General features: G+C 74.5%; 17 protein-coding genes. 7 read left to right on the top strand and 10 right to left on the bottom strand.

Features of this window, described 5'->3' with window-relative positions:
* Positions 1-79: 79 nt before the first annotated feature.
* Positions 80-1585, bottom strand: coding sequence for a Y4yA family PLP-dependent enzyme (locus tag ACZ3IG_RS35610; RefSeq protein WP_467437358.1), 1506 nt, complete (start codon positions 1583-1585; stop codon positions 80-82).
* A gap of 195 nt (positions 1586-1780) precedes the next feature.
* On the opposite strand from ACZ3IG_RS35610, the gene ACZ3IG_RS35615 reads away from it, so the two are divergent.
* Genes ACZ3IG_RS35615 through ACZ3IG_RS35630 form a run of 4 tightly spaced genes read left to right on the top strand, consistent with a single transcriptional unit; the run spans position 1781 to position 6646 of the window.
* Positions 1781-3352, top strand: a complete 1572-nt coding sequence (locus ACZ3IG_RS35615) for an ABC transporter substrate-binding protein (protein ID WP_467437359.1) — start codon at positions 1781-1783, stop codon at positions 3350-3352.
* A complete protein-coding gene (locus tag ACZ3IG_RS35620; protein WP_467437361.1) occupies positions 3349-4299 on the top strand; it encodes an ABC transporter permease in 951 nt (316 codons plus the stop codon). Before ACZ3IG_RS35615 ends, ACZ3IG_RS35620 begins: the two co-directional genes overlap by 4 nt.
* Positions 4296-5156 carry an ABC transporter permease gene (locus ACZ3IG_RS35625; RefSeq protein ID WP_467437362.1) on the top strand — a complete coding sequence of 287 codons (861 nt, stop codon included), beginning with the start codon at positions 4296-4298 and terminating at the stop codon, positions 5154-5156. The genes ACZ3IG_RS35620 and ACZ3IG_RS35625 overlap by 4 nt, the downstream gene beginning before the upstream one ends.
* Positions 5157-5164: 8 nt before the next feature.
* Positions 5165-6646 (top strand): ABC transporter ATP-binding protein, encoded by a 1482-nt coding sequence (locus tag ACZ3IG_RS35630; RefSeq protein ID WP_467437364.1) that lies wholly within the window; start codon positions 5165-5167, stop codon positions 6644-6646.
* Here ACZ3IG_RS35630 and ACZ3IG_RS35635 read toward each other — a convergent pair.
* The 5 genes from ACZ3IG_RS35635 to ACZ3IG_RS35655 form a co-directional block, all read right to left on the bottom strand.
* Positions 6606-7280: an SAM-dependent methyltransferase gene (locus ACZ3IG_RS35635; RefSeq protein ID WP_467437365.1), complete on the bottom strand. Its 675-nt coding sequence runs from the start codon at positions 7278-7280 to the stop codon at positions 6606-6608. The two genes, ACZ3IG_RS35630 and ACZ3IG_RS35635, sit on opposite strands and share 41 nt — an antisense overlap.
* Positions 7281-7449: 169 nt before the next feature.
* Entirely contained in the window at positions 7450-8463 is a 1014-nt protein-coding gene (locus ACZ3IG_RS35640) for a DUF2891 domain-containing protein (protein WP_467437366.1), read from the bottom strand.
* Positions 8463-9113 carry a pyroglutamyl-peptidase I gene (gene pcp / locus ACZ3IG_RS35645; protein WP_467437367.1) on the bottom strand — a complete coding sequence of 217 codons (651 nt, stop codon included), beginning with the start codon at positions 9111-9113 and terminating at the stop codon, positions 8463-8465. Before pcp ends, ACZ3IG_RS35640 begins: the two co-directional genes overlap by 1 nt.
* Positions 9114-9203: 90 nt before the next feature.
* Positions 9204-10178 (bottom strand): DUF979 domain-containing protein, encoded by a 975-nt coding sequence (locus ACZ3IG_RS35650; protein WP_467437369.1) that lies wholly within the window; start codon positions 10176-10178, stop codon positions 9204-9206.
* On the bottom strand, positions 10175-10894 hold the full coding sequence (locus tag ACZ3IG_RS35655; RefSeq protein WP_467437370.1) for a DUF969 domain-containing protein: 720 nt from the start codon (positions 10892-10894) through the stop codon (positions 10175-10177). Before ACZ3IG_RS35655 ends, ACZ3IG_RS35650 begins: the two co-directional genes overlap by 4 nt.
* 202 nt (positions 10895-11096) lie before the next feature.
* Between ACZ3IG_RS35655 and ACZ3IG_RS35660 the strand changes: the two genes are divergently transcribed.
* Genes ACZ3IG_RS35660 through ACZ3IG_RS35670 form a run of 3 tightly spaced genes read left to right on the top strand, consistent with a single transcriptional unit; the run spans position 11097 to position 13356 of the window.
* Complete coding sequence (locus ACZ3IG_RS35660; RefSeq protein ID WP_467437372.1) at positions 11097-11849, top strand: LamB/YcsF family protein; 753 nt, start codon at positions 11097-11099, stop codon at positions 11847-11849.
* On the top strand, positions 11846-12502 hold the full coding sequence (locus ACZ3IG_RS35665) for a 5-oxoprolinase subunit B family protein (RefSeq protein ID WP_467437373.1): 657 nt from the start codon (positions 11846-11848) through the stop codon (positions 12500-12502). Before ACZ3IG_RS35660 ends, ACZ3IG_RS35665 begins: the two co-directional genes overlap by 4 nt.
* Entirely contained in the window at positions 12499-13356 is an 858-nt protein-coding gene (locus ACZ3IG_RS35670; protein WP_467437375.1) for a 5-oxoprolinase subunit C family protein, read from the top strand. Before ACZ3IG_RS35665 ends, ACZ3IG_RS35670 begins: the two co-directional genes overlap by 4 nt.
* A 13-nt stretch (positions 13357-13369) precedes the next feature.
* Here ACZ3IG_RS35670 and ACZ3IG_RS35675 read toward each other — a convergent pair whose 3' ends face one another.
* The 4 genes from ACZ3IG_RS35675 to ACZ3IG_RS35690 form a co-directional block, all read right to left on the bottom strand.
* The gene (locus tag ACZ3IG_RS35675) at positions 13370-13849 is read right to left on the bottom strand and encodes an NUDIX hydrolase (RefSeq protein WP_467437376.1); all 480 of its coding nucleotides are present in this window, start codon (positions 13847-13849) and stop codon (positions 13370-13372) included.
* A gap of 67 nt (positions 13850-13916) precedes the next feature.
* A complete protein-coding gene (gene lnt, locus ACZ3IG_RS35680; protein WP_467437377.1) occupies positions 13917-15530 on the bottom strand; it encodes an apolipoprotein N-acyltransferase in 1614 nt (537 codons plus the stop codon).
* Between the two features lie 85 nt (positions 15531-15615).
* Positions 15616-16161: a hypothetical protein gene (locus tag ACZ3IG_RS35685; protein ID WP_467437378.1), complete on the bottom strand. Its 546-nt coding sequence runs from the start codon at positions 16159-16161 to the stop codon at positions 15616-15618.
* Positions 16162-16253: 92 nt separating this feature from the next.
* Entirely contained in the window at positions 16254-17039 is a 786-nt protein-coding gene (locus ACZ3IG_RS35690) for a glutamate racemase (protein WP_403545758.1), read from the bottom strand.
* Positions 17040-17053: the final 14 nt, after the last annotated feature.

A 17053-nucleotide genomic window follows, 5' to 3' on the forward strand; every position in this document is an offset into this window, starting at 1 on the left:
ATATGACGCAGCCCGTGCACAGCCGGATCGATCCGCACCAACGGCGTGTTCCCGATGGCCTCCGTGATGCTGTCGTACCTCATGACGGCACTCCCTGCGGGTAGCTGACCGGCCAGTAGTCCTCGTCCAGGCACCAGCGCCAGGACCCTCCCTCGCGCCCGGCCGCCACCGTCCGCGCGACCGGCTGCCGCTGAGCGCGGTGGGCGTGGAAGTCCATGGCGTACCCGGCGGTGTTGACGAAGGCCAGCAGGTCGCCGGCGCGCGGCAGCCGGGGCAGGAAGACCAGGCGACGGGTGATCAGGTCGGCCTCCAGGCACAGATTGCCCACCAGGTGCACCCCGACGGGCTCGTCGTCCGCTTCGGTCACGGCTCCGCCGCGGGGCAGCAGCACCGGGTCGACCAGGACGCCGTGCTCCTCCAGGCTCACGTCACCGGCGTTCATCCCGAGGCGCACCAGCGGCCGGCCGTCGCCGGTGTGCCGTACGTCGAGAACCCGGGCCAGGGACAGACCGCACTGGTCGACCAGCGCCCGCCCCGGCTCGACGTACAGGTCGTGCAGGTGCTCCAGCAGCAGCGTGGCCGGTGAGCGGCCCAGGACCGGAGTGGGGCGGGCCAGCAGTTCCTCCAGGTAGTCGGGGCCGGCGACGGGCCGGTGCGCGGGGTAGAGCGCCGCCGAACCCCGCACCGTACCGCCCTCGTTGCGCAGCCCGTAGCCGTGTCCGCGCCAGGTGAGCGGCGGGCGGACGCCGAGGACCGCCTCGCTCAGCGCGGTGGTCCACCGCTCCCACTCCCCGGCGTCGTCCACGTAGCCGACGCCGAACCCGCCGCCGACGTCGACGGCGCGCGGCGCCAGCCCGCGGGCCCGGCACTCGTCCATCACGAGGACGCACCGCTCCAGGGCCCGGGCCTTCTCCTCCAGCGCGGTGGTGTCCAAGTGGTAGGCCACGCCGGTCAGTTCGACGGCGTCGGCGTACCGCTCGACCGCCTCCCACAGCACCTGGGCGTCCCCCACCGGGGTGCCGAAGCGGCTGCGGCGCGACAGCAGGCGCGTACCGGCGGCGTGGCCGTCCTCGAACCCGGACAGCCGCACCAGGACGTCGACCTTGCCCAGGCCGTACGCGCGGACGATCCCCGCCAGTTGTTCCAGTTCACCGGGCGAGTCCAGGTTCACCGTCGCCCCGAGCCGTGCGGCGAGCCACAGGAACTCCGCGTCCTTCGGGCCGGTCGCCATGATCCGGTCCCCGGTGAAGCCGCAGCTCACCGCGTGCCGCAGCTCCTCCAGGGACGCCACGTCGATCCCGACCGCGGCCGGGTCGCACGCGGCCAGCCTGCGCACCAGGGCGCTTGAACGATTCGCCTTGTGCGCGAAGTACACCCGCCCGGCCAGGTGGTGGCGCCGGTAGACCGAGCGGAACCGCTCGGCGTTCTCCGCGACGACCTCCGGCAGCAGCACGTTCAGCGGTGATCCCAGCGCGTCCACCAGTGAGTGCAGGAACGGCACATCCCCCAGCAGCCCGGCGAGCGGCGGTTCCACCCGCGGCCGCAAGTACAAGGGCGCGTCCTTCACTGAGTACCCTCCCCACATCAGCCGGCCGTCGCATCGTGTCGCGACAACCGCTCTCGATCATCGTTTCCATTTGGACGCGCCGCTAAGCCACCGTTTCGCGCGCCCCGTCACCGCCATCGCGCCCCGCACGGCGCCCTGTTCGCACGACGCCCCTTGTAAGTGAAAATGATTGTCATGTATGAATGAGGTCCTTCCCGGTTCTTTCGGAGTGTCATGTCTCAGAGCCCTGCCTTCCGTTCCCCCGCCGTCACCCGGCGCACGGTCCTCTCGCTCATCGGGCTCGGTGCAGCCGCGCTCACCGGCTGCACCTCCGGCGGGGCCGCGGCTCCCACCGTGACCGGCGCCCCCACCGGCGAACCCCGGCGCGGCGGTACCGTCCGGCTCGCCTTCGCCGGGGCGGGAGCGGCCGAGTCGCTCGACCCCACCGCGAGCACCTCGCCCTGCGACCTCGCCCGTTACTCGGTCGTCTTCGACACCCTCTTCTCCTTCGCCGACGGCGCGGCCGAGCCGTCGCTCGCCACCGCGGCCGAGGTGGACGGCGAGGCCAAGACCTGCACCCTGACCCTGCGGCGGGGAGTGACGTGGCACGACGGGACCGCGTTCACCGCCGCCGACGTCGTGCACACGCTGAAGTACCGCGCCTCCCCCGACCGGATCGCGCCCAGCGAACTGTCGGCCTACCTGGATCTCGCCGCCGCCGAGGCCCTCGACGACCACACCGTCGTCGTACCGACCGTGCGGCCGGTCGGCGATCCGGCCACCCTGCTGGCGGGCGCCGGTCTGTACGTCATCAAGAAGGGCACCTCCTCCTTCTCCGCCGGGACCGCGACCGGCACCGGGCCCTACCGGGTGACCGCCTTCGAGGCGGGCGTCGAGACCCGTCTGGAGCGCCACGACGACTACTGGGGCGGCGCCGGTCACGCCGAGAAGGTCGTCCTGCTCAGCGTCGACGACGCGCAGGCCCGCGTCAACGCGGTCAAGGACGACCAGGCCGACTACGCCTCGGACATCTCCTTCACCACGGCGAAGGCCGGACCACCCGGGACCGGCCTCCAGATCCGGGACGCGGGCGAGGCCCTGCGCACCACGTACGGCTTCGTCCTCAACGTCACCCGCGACCTGCCCGCCGACCCCCGCGTCCGGCGGGCGATCAAGCTGGGCATCGACCGCAAGGCACTGGTCGACGCCGTCTTCCTCGGCTACGGGGCGCCCGCCAACGACCTGTTCGGCGCCGGGGCCGAGTACTACCTCGACGACGTCGCCGTTCCCGAGCGTGATGTCGCCGCCGCCAAACGGCTGTTGAAGGAGGCGGGCGCCACGGGCAAGCCCTTCGTGGTGCGCACCGCCGAGTACGAGACGGGGCTGAACTCCTCGGCGGAGCTGTTCGTCGAGCAGCTCAAGGGCCTCGGCCTGGACGCCTCCCTGGTCGAGGTGAGCACCACCGAGGGGTACGAGCCGGCCGGCATGAAGGCGTGCGACGCCATCTCCTTCCCGCTGGGTCCCGTCTCCCTGGCGCTCACGTACACCCGCTCGGCCGCCTACGAGACGCTGGCCTTCCCGGACGACGAGCTGACCGAGGCCGTCGCCACGGCGATCTCCACCACCTCCGGCAGCGAACGGGCCGCGGCGTGGACGAAGGCCCAGCGGGTCATGGCAGACCGGGGGAACTGGGTGGCCTGGGGGCGCGGTGACGTACTGAGCCTGGCGAAGGAGACGCTGACGGGCGTCGAGAACCGCGAGTCGCCGAAGTACCCCTGGCTGGGCAAGGTCGGGTTCACCGCGTGAGCAGGGACACGGTCCGGTACGTCGCCGGACGGCTCGTCACCGCCGCGGTGCTGCTGGCCGCCCTGTCCCTGGTGGTGTACATCGGCGTCGACCTGCTGCCCGGCGACCCCGCGAGCGCCCGGCTCGGCCCGAACGCGACCCCGGACCAGGCAGCGGAGGCGCGTGAACGGCTCGGCCTGGACGAGCCGTTGGCCCAGCGGTACCTGGAGTGGGCCGGCGGTCTGCTCCACGGCGACCTCGGCACCTCGGCCAACGGCACCCCCGTCTCCGGCATGCTCGCCGGACGGCTCGGCAACACCGCCGTCCTGGCCGGGCTGACCGTCCTGCTCCTGGTGCCCCTCTCCCTCGCACTCGGCGTCGCGCTCGGCCGGCGGGCCGGCGGCCGGGCCGACGGCACCGGGTCGACGCTGCTGCTCCTGACCACGGCGGTACCCGAGTTCGTGGTCGCCGGCGCGCTGGCCCTGGTGGTGGGCGCCCAGCTGGGCTGGCTGCCGGCCACCTCGCTGGTGCCCGCCGGCGACTCGCCCCTGGCCCACCCCGACGTCCTGGTGCTGCCGGTGCTCAGTCTGCTGTGGGTGAGCCTCGCCTACGCCACGCGCGTGATCCGGGCGCAGACCCTGGTCGCGCTGCGCGCCCCGCACGTGGAGGCGATGCGGCTCAACGGAATTCCCGAACGCGCCGTCCTGCGGCAGGCGGTACTCCCCGCCGTCCTGCCCTCCGCCGCGCAGATCTGGCTGATCGGCGCGGCCGGTCTGCTCGGCGGCACGGTCCTGGTAGAGGTCGTCTTCAGCTACCCGGGGATCGGCAAGGTGCTGGTCTCCTCCGTCAGCACCGGCGATCTGCCGGTCGTCCAGGCCCTGGCCATGCTCATGGGCGCCCTGACCCTGCTGGCCACCATCGCCGCGGACGTCGTGGGCGCCGCGGTGGGAAGGACGAGGTCCCTATGACCGCCCCCGTACGGCAGTCCCGTGGCGTCCGCGGCCGGCGGGAGCCGTCGCCGGCGCCCGGTCCGTACCGGCGTCGCGGTGTGACCGTGGCCGTCCTCGTCGGCGCCGTCGTGCTCGTCGGTCTGGCCGGGCCGTGGCTCGCCCCGCACTCCGCGACCGAGACGGTGGCGACGCCGTACACGGTCCCCGGTGCCGGGCTTCCGCTGGGCACCGACCACCTCGGCCGCGACGTGCTGTCCCGGCTGCTGCACGGCGGGCCGTCGGTGCTGCTCACCACGGCGGGCGCCACCGCGCTGACCGTGCTGCTCGGCACCGCGGCCGGACTGCTGGCCGCCTTCGCCGGTCACCGCGGGCCCGCCGCCGAGGGCGTCGTCATGCGTCCGCTGGACGCCCTCGCCGCGCTGCCGCCCATGCTCGCCCTGCTGCTGGTCCTCACCGCCGTGCCCAGCCGGACCGGTGTCGTACTGGCGGCCTGCGCCGCGGGCGTCCCGCTGTCCGCCCGTGTCATCCGGGCCGCCGCCCTGCCCGTCCTGCGCAGACCGCACGTGGAGCTGGCCCTCGCCCGGGGCGAACGGTGGCCCTGGGTCCTGCGGTACGAGGTGCTGCCGCTGGTCCTCACCACGGTGCTCGCCGACGCCGGGCTGCGGTTCGTCTTCTCCCTCTACCTGGTCGGCGCGGCCGGCTTCCTGGGCGTCGGGGTCTCCGGCTCCGACTGGGGAACCCTCGTGCAGGAGGCCCTGCCTGGGGCCGCGCTCCAGCCGTACGCGCTGCTGGCACCGCTCGTCCTGATCGCCGTCCTCGCCGTGGGCGTCAACCTGCTGTCCGACACCTTGACCCGCCCCGACGGCGAGAAGTGAGCGCGCGGATGCTCTCCATCGAGAACCTGGAGCTGCGGTCGGCCCGGGGCCCGGTCCTGCGCGGCGTGTCCCTCGCCGCCGACGCCGGTGAGGCGCTGGCGGTGGTCGGCGCGTCCGGCTCCGGGAAGACCACCCTGGCCCTGTCCGTCCTCGGCCACCTGCGGCCGGGCATCATCCTGGGCGGCGGCCGGGTCCGCGTCGACGGTCACGACACGCTGCCCGTCCCGCACCCCGGGCTGCGCGGCCGTACCGTCGCCCACCTCGGCCAGGACGCCGGTACGACGCTCAATCCGTACCGCCGGCTGTCGGTCACCCTGCGCACCGCGCTGGGCAGCCGGGACGACCGCGAGGTCGCGGCCCTGCTGCACCGCGTCGGCCTGCCCGCCTCACTCGCCGGCCGCCGGCCCGCCGAACTCTCCGGCGGCCAGCAGCAACGGGCCGCCCTGGCCGCCGCCCTCGCGCGCGGCCCCCGGCTGCTGGTGCTCGACGAACCCACCTCGGCCCTCGATCCGGTGGCGAAGGAGGAGGTCCGCGCCGAACTCGACCGGGTCCGTGCCTCGGGGGCCGGCCTGCTGTGGATCACCCATGACCTGTCGTCGGTCGAGGGGCTGGTCGACCGGGCCGTGGTCCTGGACGACGGCCGGATCGTGGAGGACGCCGCGGCGCACCGCGTCCTGACCGCTCCCGTCTCACGGGCGGCGACGGCGCTCGTCGGCGCGGCGGCCCCGGCGACGAGCGGCCAGCCGGCCCCGGAGCCCGGCGGGACGCCACCGGTCCTGCGCGTCGAGGGGCTCACGGCGGACCGCGGCACCCGGCGCGTGCTGGAGGACGTCGGCCTCGCCGTGCGCCCGGGGCGGTGCCTGGCCGTCACCGGCGCCTCCGGCAGCGGCAAGACGACGCTGGCCCGCTGTCTGGCCGGACTCCACCCGCCGGCCGGCGGAGCGGTCCTGCTCGACGGACGCCCGCTGCCGGGCCAGGCGCGCAAGCGGCGGGTCGCCGACCGGGCTGCGATCCAGCTCGTACCGCAGAGCCCGGCGGAGACCCTGCACCCCCTCCAGACGGTGCACGCCGCCCTCGCGCGTCCGCTGCGGGTCCTGCGGGGCCTGCGCGACCCGCACGAGATCGACGAGGAGGTCGAACGGCTGCTGTCCCTGGTCCGGCTGCCCGCCGAGCACGCCCGGCGGCTGCCCGGCGGGCTCTCCGGCGGTCAGCGGCAACGCGTCGCCCTGGCGAGGGCGCTGGCGGCCGGCCCGCGCGTCCTGCTGTGCGACGAGATGACCTCGGCCCTGGACTCGGTGACGCAGGCGGCCGTCCTGGACCTCGTGCGCGACCTGTGCGAGAAGCAGTCACTGGGTCTGCTGGTCATCACGCACGATCCACGGGTGGTGCGCCACGTCGCCGACGACGTCACGGTGCTGGCGGACGGCGCGCTCAGCGCGGGCGGCGCGCTCAGCCTGCCGTCCGGCGGACCAGGAGGACGTGGTCGGTGACCGTGGCGGTCTGTCCGCCCGGCCCGGTGGCCGTACGGCGCGGGGCGTCGGCCCGCTCCACGGTCCAGCCGGCGGACGGCAGACCCATGCCGTCGTACACCTCCTGAGGGGAGGGGAAGCGTGTGTCCGGGTCCTGGTTCCAGGACCAGGGCGCGAGGGAGGCGTGGTCGACGACGAGCAGCCGTCCGCCCGGACGCAGCGCCTGGGCGGCGGTGCGCAGGATCGGCCCGCGGGGCAGGTCGTAGGGCGTGTGGAAGTACTGGGCCGAGACCAGGTCGAAGCTGCCGGCCGGGAAGGTCCGGGCCAGGTCGTGGCGGGCCGTGGTGACCAGGTCGCCCAGGCCCTCGGCGACGGCGCGTTCGGCGACGCGCCGCACGGCGGTGGACGCGATGTCGGCCGCCGTGACCCGCCAGCCGCGCCGGGCGAGCCACAGGGTGTCGCCGCCCGCGCCGCAGGCCAGGTCGAGCGCGGTACCGGCGGGCAGTGCCTCGGCCACCTCCGCGAGCACCGGGTTGACGCGGGCTCCCCAGGCGGCGAGGTCGTCACCGCGCCGGCGGTAGAGGCTGTCCCAGAACTCTCCGGGCTCCTGGGCGGCGAGGTCGGCCGCGGTGGGACCTTGGGATCGCTGTGCCACGGAACTGGCTCCTTCTGACTCGGCCTTGGCCCGCCTCGCCCGCGGTGCTCCGCGGGGCGGGATCGACGGCCACTGTCGCCGGGGCGCGGGCCCGTGGGCCAGCTTTCCTGCCGTTTCGGCACGAAGACCGGCCGGTGCGGCCAGTCCGGCCAGTCCGGCCAGTGCGGCCTCAGCGGCCGGTGACGGGCTCCAGGGCGAGCGTGGCGAAGGTGGCCAGCCAGTGGTCGGTGGTGAAGTCGCCGCGCTCCACCGCCGGCAGGCCCGCCGCGAGGTGGGCGTCGGCCGCCGCGCCCAGCCGGTCGCGGACCGGGCCGCCGGGCAGGGCGTCGGCGAGGGAGCGCAGCGCCGCCGCCCGGCTGAGGGTCAGTCCGAGCAGATGGCCGATCTGCGGGTCGGCGTGGTCGGAGACGACGGGGACGTCCAGCGGCGAGCACGGGGCGCCGGTGCGCAGCGCGGGCAGGAACCGGTCGAGCCACGGCGCGAACTCCTCCCTGGGCAGCACCCTGCGCATCGCGTCGGCCTCGGTCAGCGCCGGCGACAGGAAGTCCTGTCCCGACGGCTCCCAGTGCGCGGGCGCGTCGTGGTCGTCGGCGAACCAGGCCAGCAGGCGTTCCCGTACGGCCCGTTCGGTGGTGGCCGACAGCACGCCCGAGTCGAGGGCGAGGCCGAGGGCGAAGGCGCTGTTGGGGTGGTTGCCGTGGCGCACGGGATAGGTGGCCTTGGGCAGCCAGCCCGCCAGCAGCCGGTCGACGGTGGCCGCGGCCGGTGCCAGCGCCTCGGCCCAGCGGGCGCCCGCCGCGCCGTCGTACGCCCGGCACTCGGCGGTGAGCGCGAGCAGCCAGGCCCAGCCGTAGGGCCGCTCGAAGGAGGGGTGGTCGCGGAGGTAGGCCGCCTCGACGGCGAGGTTCCCGGGGGTGAGGTGCCGGTCGAGCACGTCGACGGCGGCCCCGGTGACGGGCAGGGCGGGGGTGTCGCCGTACCGGCGCAGCAGGCGGACCAGCAGCCAGTGCATGTGTGCCGAGGAGTGCCAGTCGTAGGCGCCGTAGAACACCGGGTGGAGGGTCCGGGGCTCGACGCGCTCGTCGGCGGAGGTGATCAGGTGGGCCGGGAAGTTGGGATACTCGCGGGTGATGTTGGCGAGGGCGAGCCGGGCGAAGGGCGCGGCGTGGGTGCTGAGCGGCATCAGTGGGTGGCTCCCTCGGTGACCTTCAGGTCCTGGCCGGCCGGGGTGCGGGCGGCGGCGGTCAGCAGGGCCCGCAGGCCGTGGGCGACGGTGGCGGGCGGCAGGGCCGGCGCCTGGCCGTCGGTGACCTGTTCCGGCGCCCAGGGGACGTGCGCGAAACCGCCCCGGATGTGCGGGAACTCGGTGGCGATGAGGTGACCGAGGCCGTAGGCGACGTGGTTGCAGACGAAGGTGCCGGCGGTGTTCGAGACGGCGGCGGGGACGCCGGCCTCGCGCATCGCGGCGACACAGGCCTTGACGGGGAGGGTGGAGAAGTAGGCGGCGGGGCCGTCCGGGACCACGGGTTCGTCGACGGGCCGCCGCCCCTTGTTGTCGGGGATGCGGGCGTCGTCGACGTTGATGCCGACGCGTTCGACGGTGACGCCGGGGCGTCCGCCGGCCTGGCCGAGACAGAGCACCAGGTCGGGTCCGACGGTGCGGACCGCCTCGCGCAGGGCGACGAGGGAGTCGCCGAAGGCGCAGGGGAGTTCGGTGGCGGTGACGGTGAGCCCGGCGGGCGGTTCGGCGGCCACCAGGGACGCCGCCTGCCAGGACGGGTTCACGCGCTCGCCGTCGAAGGGGGCGAAGCCGGTGATGAGGACGCGGGTCACGACACTTCCTTACGGGGGTGGCTCAGAAGTCACGGCTGGCTCAGGAGGTTCCTCACGTCGGTGGCCCAGGAGGTTCCTCACGGTGGCGGCTCAGAAGGCGAAGACCGCCATGATCACGGTGCAGCAGCCGAGCAGCGCGACGCCCGTCGGGAGCTGGGCCTTGATCGGTCCGTACTGGTCCTTCAGTTCGAGCAGGGTGGCCGGGACGATGTTGAAGTTGGCGGCCATCGGCGTGCAGAGCGTGCCGGCGAACCCGGCGAGCATGCCGATCGCGAGGACGGCGGGTTCGTTGCCGTGCATCTGCTGGATGAGCACCGGCCAGCCGATCGCGGCGGTCATCACGGGGAACGCGGCGAAGGCGTTGCCCATGATCACGGTGAACAGGAACATGCCGACGCAGTACGCGAGCACCGCGAGGTACCTGGAGTCGTCGGGGAGGACCTTGTTCATGATGTCGCCGACCTGGTCGCCGACCCCGGCGGCGGCGAAGATCGAGCCGAGCACGGCCAGGAGCTGGGGCAGCAGCAGGGCGGAGCCCATCGCCTCCAGCATGGAGCGGCCGGAGTGGACCGGGACGGAGACCTTCTTCTCGCCGGTGACCAGCATGCCGACGACGAGGGCGGCCACGCAGCCCAGGCCCAGTCCCAGCAGGGTGGCCTTGCCCGGCTCGAACAGACCGGACTCGTCGAGCACGGAGGCGCAGACGATGGCGACCAGCGGGATGGTCAGGGCCGGGATGAAGATCTTGTTGCCGAGCCGGGCGGCGGACGCCTCGCGCTGCTCGCCGGTGGTGGTGACCGGGACGCCCTTGCCGAGGAAGTTGAACCCGGCGAGGACGATCAGGGCGAGGACGGCGACGCCGAGCGGTTCGGCGGGCAGGGTCCAGCCGCCGTTGTCCGCGGTGGCGTTGGCGACGCCGGTCCCGTAGGGGAAGGTGAGCCCGAGCAGGCCCCAGAACGCGGCGGACGTCCACCGCTTGGGGTTGGTGCGGTCCACGGCCATCTGTACGGCCATGACGACGAAGACGAGCCCGATCAGCCAGTAGAGCCATTCGACTTTGATCACTTGTCGGCCCCCTCGGGAAGCGGCAGGTCGTGCTCGGCGGCGGCGAGTGCCATCTCGCGTTCGAGCTGCTTGTCCATGAGCAGCAGCCGGGCGCCGTGGATGAGGAAGGCGCAGACGGCGAGCGGGATCGCCCACAGGGCCAGCTGGGTCGGTTCGATCTCCTGGTGGTACGTGGAGTTCACGAAGCCGGTGATCAGCAGGATGGAGCCGATCGCGATGAAGCAGTCCTCGCCGAAGAAGACGCCCACGGTGTCGGCGGACGCGGAGTAGGAGCGCACCTTCTCGCGCAGCCGGTCGGGCAGCTTCGCGCCCGTGGTGCGCTCGGCGGCGGCCTCGGCCATGGGCGCCACCAGGGGACGCACGGTCTGCGCCGGGCCGCCGATGCTGTTCAGGCCGAAGGCCGCGGTGACCTGCCGGACCAGCAGGTAGACGGTGAGGAACCGGCCGGCGCTGAGCCTGCCGAGGCGGCCGATGAGATGACGGGCCTGTTCGCGCAGGCCGTACCGTTCCAGCAGGCCGATCACCGGAAGCACGATGGCGTAGACGGTGACCGAGCGGCTGTCGGCGAAGGACCGGCCGAAGGCCGCGAGGACCTCCAGCGGGTCCATCTTGCCGAGCAGTCCGGTGACGATACCGGCGACGCCCACCACGAGGACGGGATTGCGGCGCGTGACGAATCCGAGGATCACCACGACCACACCGAGAAGCACGATCATTCGGTGGCCTTCTTCAGGCTTCGGGGGCAGGGCACGGACCCGGGAGCGGTGAGCGGACCGCATCATTCCGGATGCATGGCGGATGCACGGACCCTAGACGATCGTTCAACGATCTAACAAGGGGTGACTTTCCGGCGAAGTTCACCGGAGGCAACCCATGGAGCCCTTGTCGAATCGTTCAACAATCCATTACGTTCGAGAGGTGATCGACCTCAACGCAGACCTCGGCGAAGGCTTCGGCCGCTGGACCCTCACCGACGACGACGCCCTGCTCTCCGTCGTCACCAGCGCCAATGTCGCCTGCGGCTTCCACGCGGGCGACCCCTCGGTGATGCGGCGCGTCTGCGACCTCGCCGCCGAGCGCGGGGTGCGGATCGGCGCCCAGGTGTCCTACCGCGACCTGGCCGGCTTCGGACGGCGCGCGATGGACGTGCCCGCCGGCGAACTCGCGGCCGAGGTCGCCTACCAGATCGGCGCGCTCCAGGTCTTCGCCCGCGCCGCCGGGACCGAGGTGGTCTACGTCAAGCCGCACGGCGCCCTCTACAACCGCACCGTGCACGACGACGGGCAGGCCCGTGCCGTGGTGGCGGGCGTGCGGCTCGCGGGCGGGGACCTGCCCGTGCTCGGTCTGCCGGGGTCGCGGCTGCTCGCCGCCGCCGGGGAGGCCGGTCTCACCGGGGTGCCCGAGGCCTTCGCGGACCGGGCCTACACCCCCGAGGGCACCCTCGTGCCGCGCCGCGAGCCGGACAGCGTGGTGACCGACGAGGACGCGGTGGTACGCCGCGCGCTGGCGTTCGCGGTGGACGGCACGGTCGAGGCCGTCGACGGCACCACCGTCACGGTCGCCGCCCGCTCCCTGTGCGTGCACGGCGACACTCCCGGCGCGGCCCGGATCGCGGCGCGGGTGCGTACGGAGCTGGCGGCGGCCGGGGTCGAGGTCAGGCCGTTCGCATGACACCGGACTCACCCCAGCCGCAGCTCACGGCCCGTCCCGCCGGGCGGCACGCGCTCCTCGTCGAACTGCCCGACGCCGAGCGGACCGCGGCCTTCCACGCCGAGCTGCTGCGGCGGCGCGCGGCGGGGACGCTGCCGCCGGTGGAGGAGATCGTGCCCGGCGCCCGGACCGTGCTGCTGGACGGCGTACGGGACCCGGAGGCGCTGGCCCGCCGGGTCGCCGGCTGGCGGCTCCCGCCCGGCGCCGCGGACGACGGCGACGCCGTGGACATCCCCGTCCGCTACGACGGACCGGACCTGGCCGACGTGGCGGCCCTGTGGGGAGTCGCCCCGTCCGAGGTCGCCGCGCTGCACTCCTCCCTCACGTACCGGGTGGCGTTCTGCGGCTTCGCGCCGGGCTTCGGCTATCTCACCGGGCTGCCCCCGCACCTGCACGTCCCCCGCCGCGCCACGCCCCGCACCCGCGTGCCCGCCGGAGCGGTCGCGCTGGCCGGCCCCTACAGCGCGGTCTACCCGCGCGCCACCCCCGGCGGCTGGCAGCTGATCGGCACCATGCCGGACCCGAGCCCCCTGTGGGACCCGGCGAGGGAACGGGCGGCGCTGCTCACCCCGGGGACCCGGGTGCGCTTCGTGACGGCAAAGGACACGGCATGACCGGCAAGCTGACCACCGTACGGGCCGGTGCCCTCACCACCGTCCAGGACGCGGGCCGGCGCGGCCACGCCCACCTGGGTGTGCCCCGCTCCGGCGCGCTGGACGCGCCCGCGATGCGGCTCGCCAACCGGCTGCTGGGCAACGATCCCGACGCCGCGGTGCTGGAAACCACCCTCACCGGCTGCGCCCTGCGGCCCGACCGCGCCGTCACCGTCGTGGTCGGCGGTGCGCCCTGCCCGGTCACGGTGGCCGGACGGCCGGTGGCCTGGGGCGCCCCGGTGCGGGTGCCGGCGGGCGCCGTGCTGGACGTGGGGCCGGTGACGGCGGGCGTGCGCTCGTACGTGGCCCTCGCCGGCGGTGTCGCCGTCGAACCCGTTCTCGGCAGCCGCTCCACCGACCTGCTCTCCGGGCTCGGCCCGGCGCCCCTGCGCGACGGGGACGTCCTCCCGGTGGCCGCTCCCACGGGACGGGCGGTGACCCCCGTGGCCGCCCCTTGGCCGGCCCCGCCCGCCGAGCTGGTCCTTCCGGTACGCCTGGGCCCCCGTGCCGACTGGTTCACTCCGGCGGCGCTGCGCGCCTTCACCTCGGCGGCCTACCGGGTCTCCCCGCACAGCAACCGCATCGGCCTGCGCACCGAGGGTCCGGCGCTGGAGCGGGCGGCGGCGGGTGAGCTGCCCAGCGAGGGCATGGTCCTGGGCGCCGTACAGGTCCCGCCGGACGGCCGCCCCGTGGTCTTCCTGCACGACCATCCGACGACGGGCGGCTACCCGGTGATCGCGGTCGTCACCGAACCCGCCCTCGCCGCGGCGGCCCAGGCGCCGGCCGGCACACCGGTGCGCTTCGTCCTCGGCTGACGCGCCGCGCGCCTCAGCCGGCGGCCGGGGGCTCGAACCAGGTGGGCGCCTCCGCCAGCGCCTGCTTGATCCGGAACCGGCCGAACTCGCCGATCTCCGGCAGGGCGTCCACCGCGAACCAGGCGACGTCGAGGGACTCGTCGTCGTTGACCTTGGCCTCACCCCCGAGGGCACGGCAGCGGAAGGTGATGTCCATGTACTGGCAGACGTCACCGTTCTCGTACGTCACCGGGTTCAGCGCCTGCACCAGGACCACCCGCTCGACGGCGCACCGCACGGCGGTCTCCTCCCACACCTCGCGCACGGCGCAGGCGGCGGGCTGCTCCCCCGGCTCCGGGATGCCGCCGATCACGGACCAGCGCCGGGTGTCGGACCTGCGGTTCAGCAGCACCCGGCCGTCGTCGTCGAAGACCAGGGCGGTGACGCCGGGCAGCCACAGCAACTGGTTCCCGGCGGTGGCGCGGAGGGTGCGGATGAAGTCGGGAGTAGCCATGCGTCCGACCCTAACGGGCACCGCTCTCCCGACTCGCCGGTTGGCAGGGCGTGCGACGGGCGTACGGTTACACGTCACCGGCGCGTCGCCCGCGCACGCCGGCGGCGGCCGCCCAGCCCAGTCCGCCCGCCGCGACGAGGACGAGCAGGACTTCGGGGAGCACGCCCAGCTTGGTGGCGGGCGTCTCGGAGGAGCGCAGCGGCACCTCCTGCACCAGCGAGCCAGCGACGAACATGCCGGTGCGCTGGGTGACCCGGCCGTCCGGCAGGATGATCGCGCTGACCCCGCTGGTCACCGGCACGGTGACGGTCCGGCTGTGCTCGACGGCGCGGACCCGGGACATGGCGAGCTGCTGGTAGGTCATCTCGCTGCGGTCGAACGTCGCGTTGTTGCTGGGGACGGAGATCAGCTGGGCGCCGTCGGTGACCTCGGAGCGCACGGCCCAGTCGAAGGCGGCCTCGTAGCAGGTGACGAGGCCGACGCGGGCGCCGGCCATGGTGAAGACGCCGGGTTCGCTGCCGCGGCTGAAGTCCTGGCTCACCATGGACGTCCAGTCGCTGTTGATGGCGCCGATGAGGGAGCGCAGCGGCAGGTACTCGCCGAAGGGCTGGATCTGCCGCTTGTCGTAGGTGTCGACGGGGCCCTTGTCGGGGTCCCACAGGATCTGCTCGTTGTAGAGCCTGCCGTCGCGCTTCACCACGCCGCCGACCGAGACGGGCGCCTTGATCGCCTTGGCCGCCGCGTCGATGACCTCGTAGGCGTCGGCGTTGGCGAACGGGTCGATGTCGGAGGAGTTCTCCGGCCACAGCACGATGTCGGGCTGGTCCACCTTGCCCGCCGCCACCTCGGCGGCCAGACGCTCGGTCTCGCGCGCGTGGTAGTCGAGCACCGCGCGGCGCTGGGCGTTGAAGGCGAGCCCCGCGCGGGGCACGTTGCCCTGGACGACGGCGACGGTGGTGGTGCCGTCCTCCGCGTCGTCGCTGACCAGCGGCCGGGCGGCGAGCGCGCCGAGGACGGGGACGGCGACGCTCAGCAGGGCGGCGACGGCCGCTCCCTTGCGTACGGTCCGGGTGCGCCGGGCGGTCACGGCCAGCCGTACCGCCTCGTACAGGCCGAAGCCGCACAGGACGACCGCGAAGCCCAGCACCGGGGTGCCGCCCACCGCGGCGAGCGGGAGAAAGACGCCGTCCGCCTGCCCGAAGGCGATCTTGCCCCAGGGGAAGCCCTCGAACGGCACGCGCGCGCGTGCCGCCTCACCGGCCGTCCACAGCGCCGCCGCCCACACCGGCCAGGCGGGCAGCCTGGAGACGGCGGCGACGCCCGCGCCGGCCAGCGCGACGAAGAGCGCCTCGATCGCGGCCAGCGCCAGCCAGGGACCCGGGCCGACCTCCACGCCGGTCCACACCAGCAACGGCAGCAGGAAACCGAGGCCGAAGAGATAACCGAGGCCCAGGCCCGCCTTCCAGCCGCGCCCGCGCAGCACCGCGCCGAGGACAGCGAAGGCGGGCAGGGCCAGCCACCACAGGGTGCGCGGCGGAAAGCTGACGTAGAGCAGGACACCGGCCAGGGCGGCCGCGGCGGCGGGGAGGAGACGGCGGCCGAGGCGCGCGGCGCGCGAGGCGGGCGCGGTCCGCGGGTCCGGCCGGTCCGGCCCGGCGACGGAGGGTGCGGTGACGGTCACCCCGGGAGTGTACGCGGCTGACCTGGGACCGGCTCGGGCACCACCTCGGTGCGGGACGCGGGGCCCGGGGCGGGAGCCGGTGCGTTCAGTGCGCGGTGCCGGGGGCCCGCGGCCGGAGCCGGTCCTTGATGACGCGTACGGCCGACTCCGCGTCGTCCACGGTGACGGTGAACGTGTGGCCGTCCCACAGGCGCAGGACCACGCCCTCACCGCGCCGGACGACGACGGCGGTGCCCTTCTCCGGCCGCCACCGGTAGCCCCAGCCGCCCCAGTGGCGCGGGGTGACGACCGGGGCGAACTCGGCGCCCGCCACGTGCGACAGGGGGATGCGGCGGCGCGGGACGCCGATGTGACCGCAGCGCACCTCCAGGCACTCCTGGTCGACCTTCAGGGCGACGTGCACGAAGGCCAGGGTGCCGAAGAGGACCAGCAGCCCGGCCGCGATGCAGCCGACGACCGCCATGGCCAGCGCGGCGATGCCGGACTCCCAGGCCGAGTCGACGGCCAGTTGGACGCCGAGCGCCATGCAGGCGGCGCCGATCAGCGCCAGCAGCCACTGGACCCGGTTGGTCGCGCGGCCGGTCCAGACATCGGGGTGGGGCGCGTGCCCGCCGTGGAGGTGGTCCCTCATGGCAATGAGGTTACTCACGTTCGGCTCCGTGTGTACCGCGCCGCGGAGAGTCACTGGGCCGACCGGGCGTGCCGTCGCGCGCCCGGCCCGCGTCAGCGCGCGGGCGCGGCCGTCCGCAGCAGCCTGCCCTCCGCGTACGCCAGCGCGGGCGCGGGCAGCGCGCCCTCGCGTCCGCTCAGCAGCACCGTGAGGGTGCCGTCGGCGGGGGCGTCGGGGGCGGGCGCGGCACCGACGCGGCGCAGCGCCTGGGCGGCGACGGCGCCCGCCGAGCCGTGCAGGGCCAGCGGCGGGCGGCCGGGCCGCTGTACGGCGGCCCGGATGCGCTCGGCGACCAGTTCGTAGTGCGTGCAGCCCAGCACGACGGTGGTGACGTCCGCCGGGGTGAGCGCCGCGGCGGCGGCCACGGCGGCGTCGATCGCGGCCTCGTCCGCGTGCTCGACGGCCTCGGCGAGCCCGTGGCAGGGGACCTCGGTGACCGGCAGGCCGTCGGCGAAGTCCCTGATCAGACCGCGCTGGTAGGCGCTGCCGGTGGTGGCGGGCGTCGCCCAGATCGCGAACGGGCCGCCACCGGCCGCGGCCGGCTTGATCGCCGGGACGGTGCCGACGACGGGCAGCCCGGGCTCGTGCCGGTCCCGCAGGGCGGGCAGCGCGTGCACGGTGGCGGTGTTGCAGCCGACGATCAGGGCGTCCGGGTGGTGGGCGGCGGCGGCCTCGGCCACCGCGAGGGCGCGGCCGGTCAGGTCCTCGGGCGTGCGGGGGCCCCAGGGCATGCCGTCGGGGTCCAGGGAGAGGATGAGATCGGCGTCCGGCCGCAGGCGCCGTACCGCGGCGGTGGCCGCCAGCAGGCCGATTCCGGAGTCCATGAGCGCGATCTTCACCCGGCCACGATAGA

It is taken from the genome of Streptomyces sp. NPDC016677, from assembly GCF_055562815.1.

Bases quoted from the DNA above. Each gene is read 5' to 3' on its own strand.
- ACZ3IG_RS35685 (WP_467437378.1), bottom strand. From the start codon at position 16,161: ATGAGGGACCACCTCCACGGCGGGCACGCGCCCCACCCCGATGTCTGG.
- ACZ3IG_RS35665 (WP_467437373.1), top strand. From the start codon at position 11,846: ATGACACCGGACTCACCCCAGCCGCAGCTCACGGCCCGTCCCGCCGGG.
- ACZ3IG_RS35630 (WP_467437364.1), top strand. From the start codon at position 5,165: ATGCTCTCCATCGAGAACCTGGAGCTGCGGTCGGCCCGGGGCCCGGTC.
- ACZ3IG_RS35640 (WP_467437366.1), bottom strand. From the start codon at position 8,463: ATGCCGCTCAGCACCCACGCCGCGCCCTTCGCCCGGCTCGCCCTCGCC.
- ACZ3IG_RS35625 (WP_467437362.1), top strand. From the start codon at position 4,296: ATGACCGCCCCCGTACGGCAGTCCCGTGGCGTCCGCGGCCGGCGGGAG.
- ACZ3IG_RS35670 (WP_467437375.1), top strand. From the start codon at position 12,499: ATGACCGGCAAGCTGACCACCGTACGGGCCGGTGCCCTCACCACCGTC.
- ACZ3IG_RS35655 (WP_467437370.1), bottom strand. From the start codon at position 10,894: ATGATCGTGCTTCTCGGTGTGGTCGTGGTGATCCTCGGATTCGTCACG.
- ACZ3IG_RS35615 (WP_467437359.1), top strand. From the start codon at position 1,781: ATGTCTCAGAGCCCTGCCTTCCGTTCCCCCGCCGTCACCCGGCGCACG.
- ACZ3IG_RS35610 (WP_467437358.1), bottom strand. From the start codon at position 1,585: ATGTGGGGAGGGTACTCAGTGAAGGACGCGCCCTTGTACTTGCGGCCG.
- ACZ3IG_RS35675 (WP_467437376.1), bottom strand. From the start codon at position 13,849: ATGGCTACTCCCGACTTCATCCGCACCCTCCGCGCCACCGCCGGGAAC.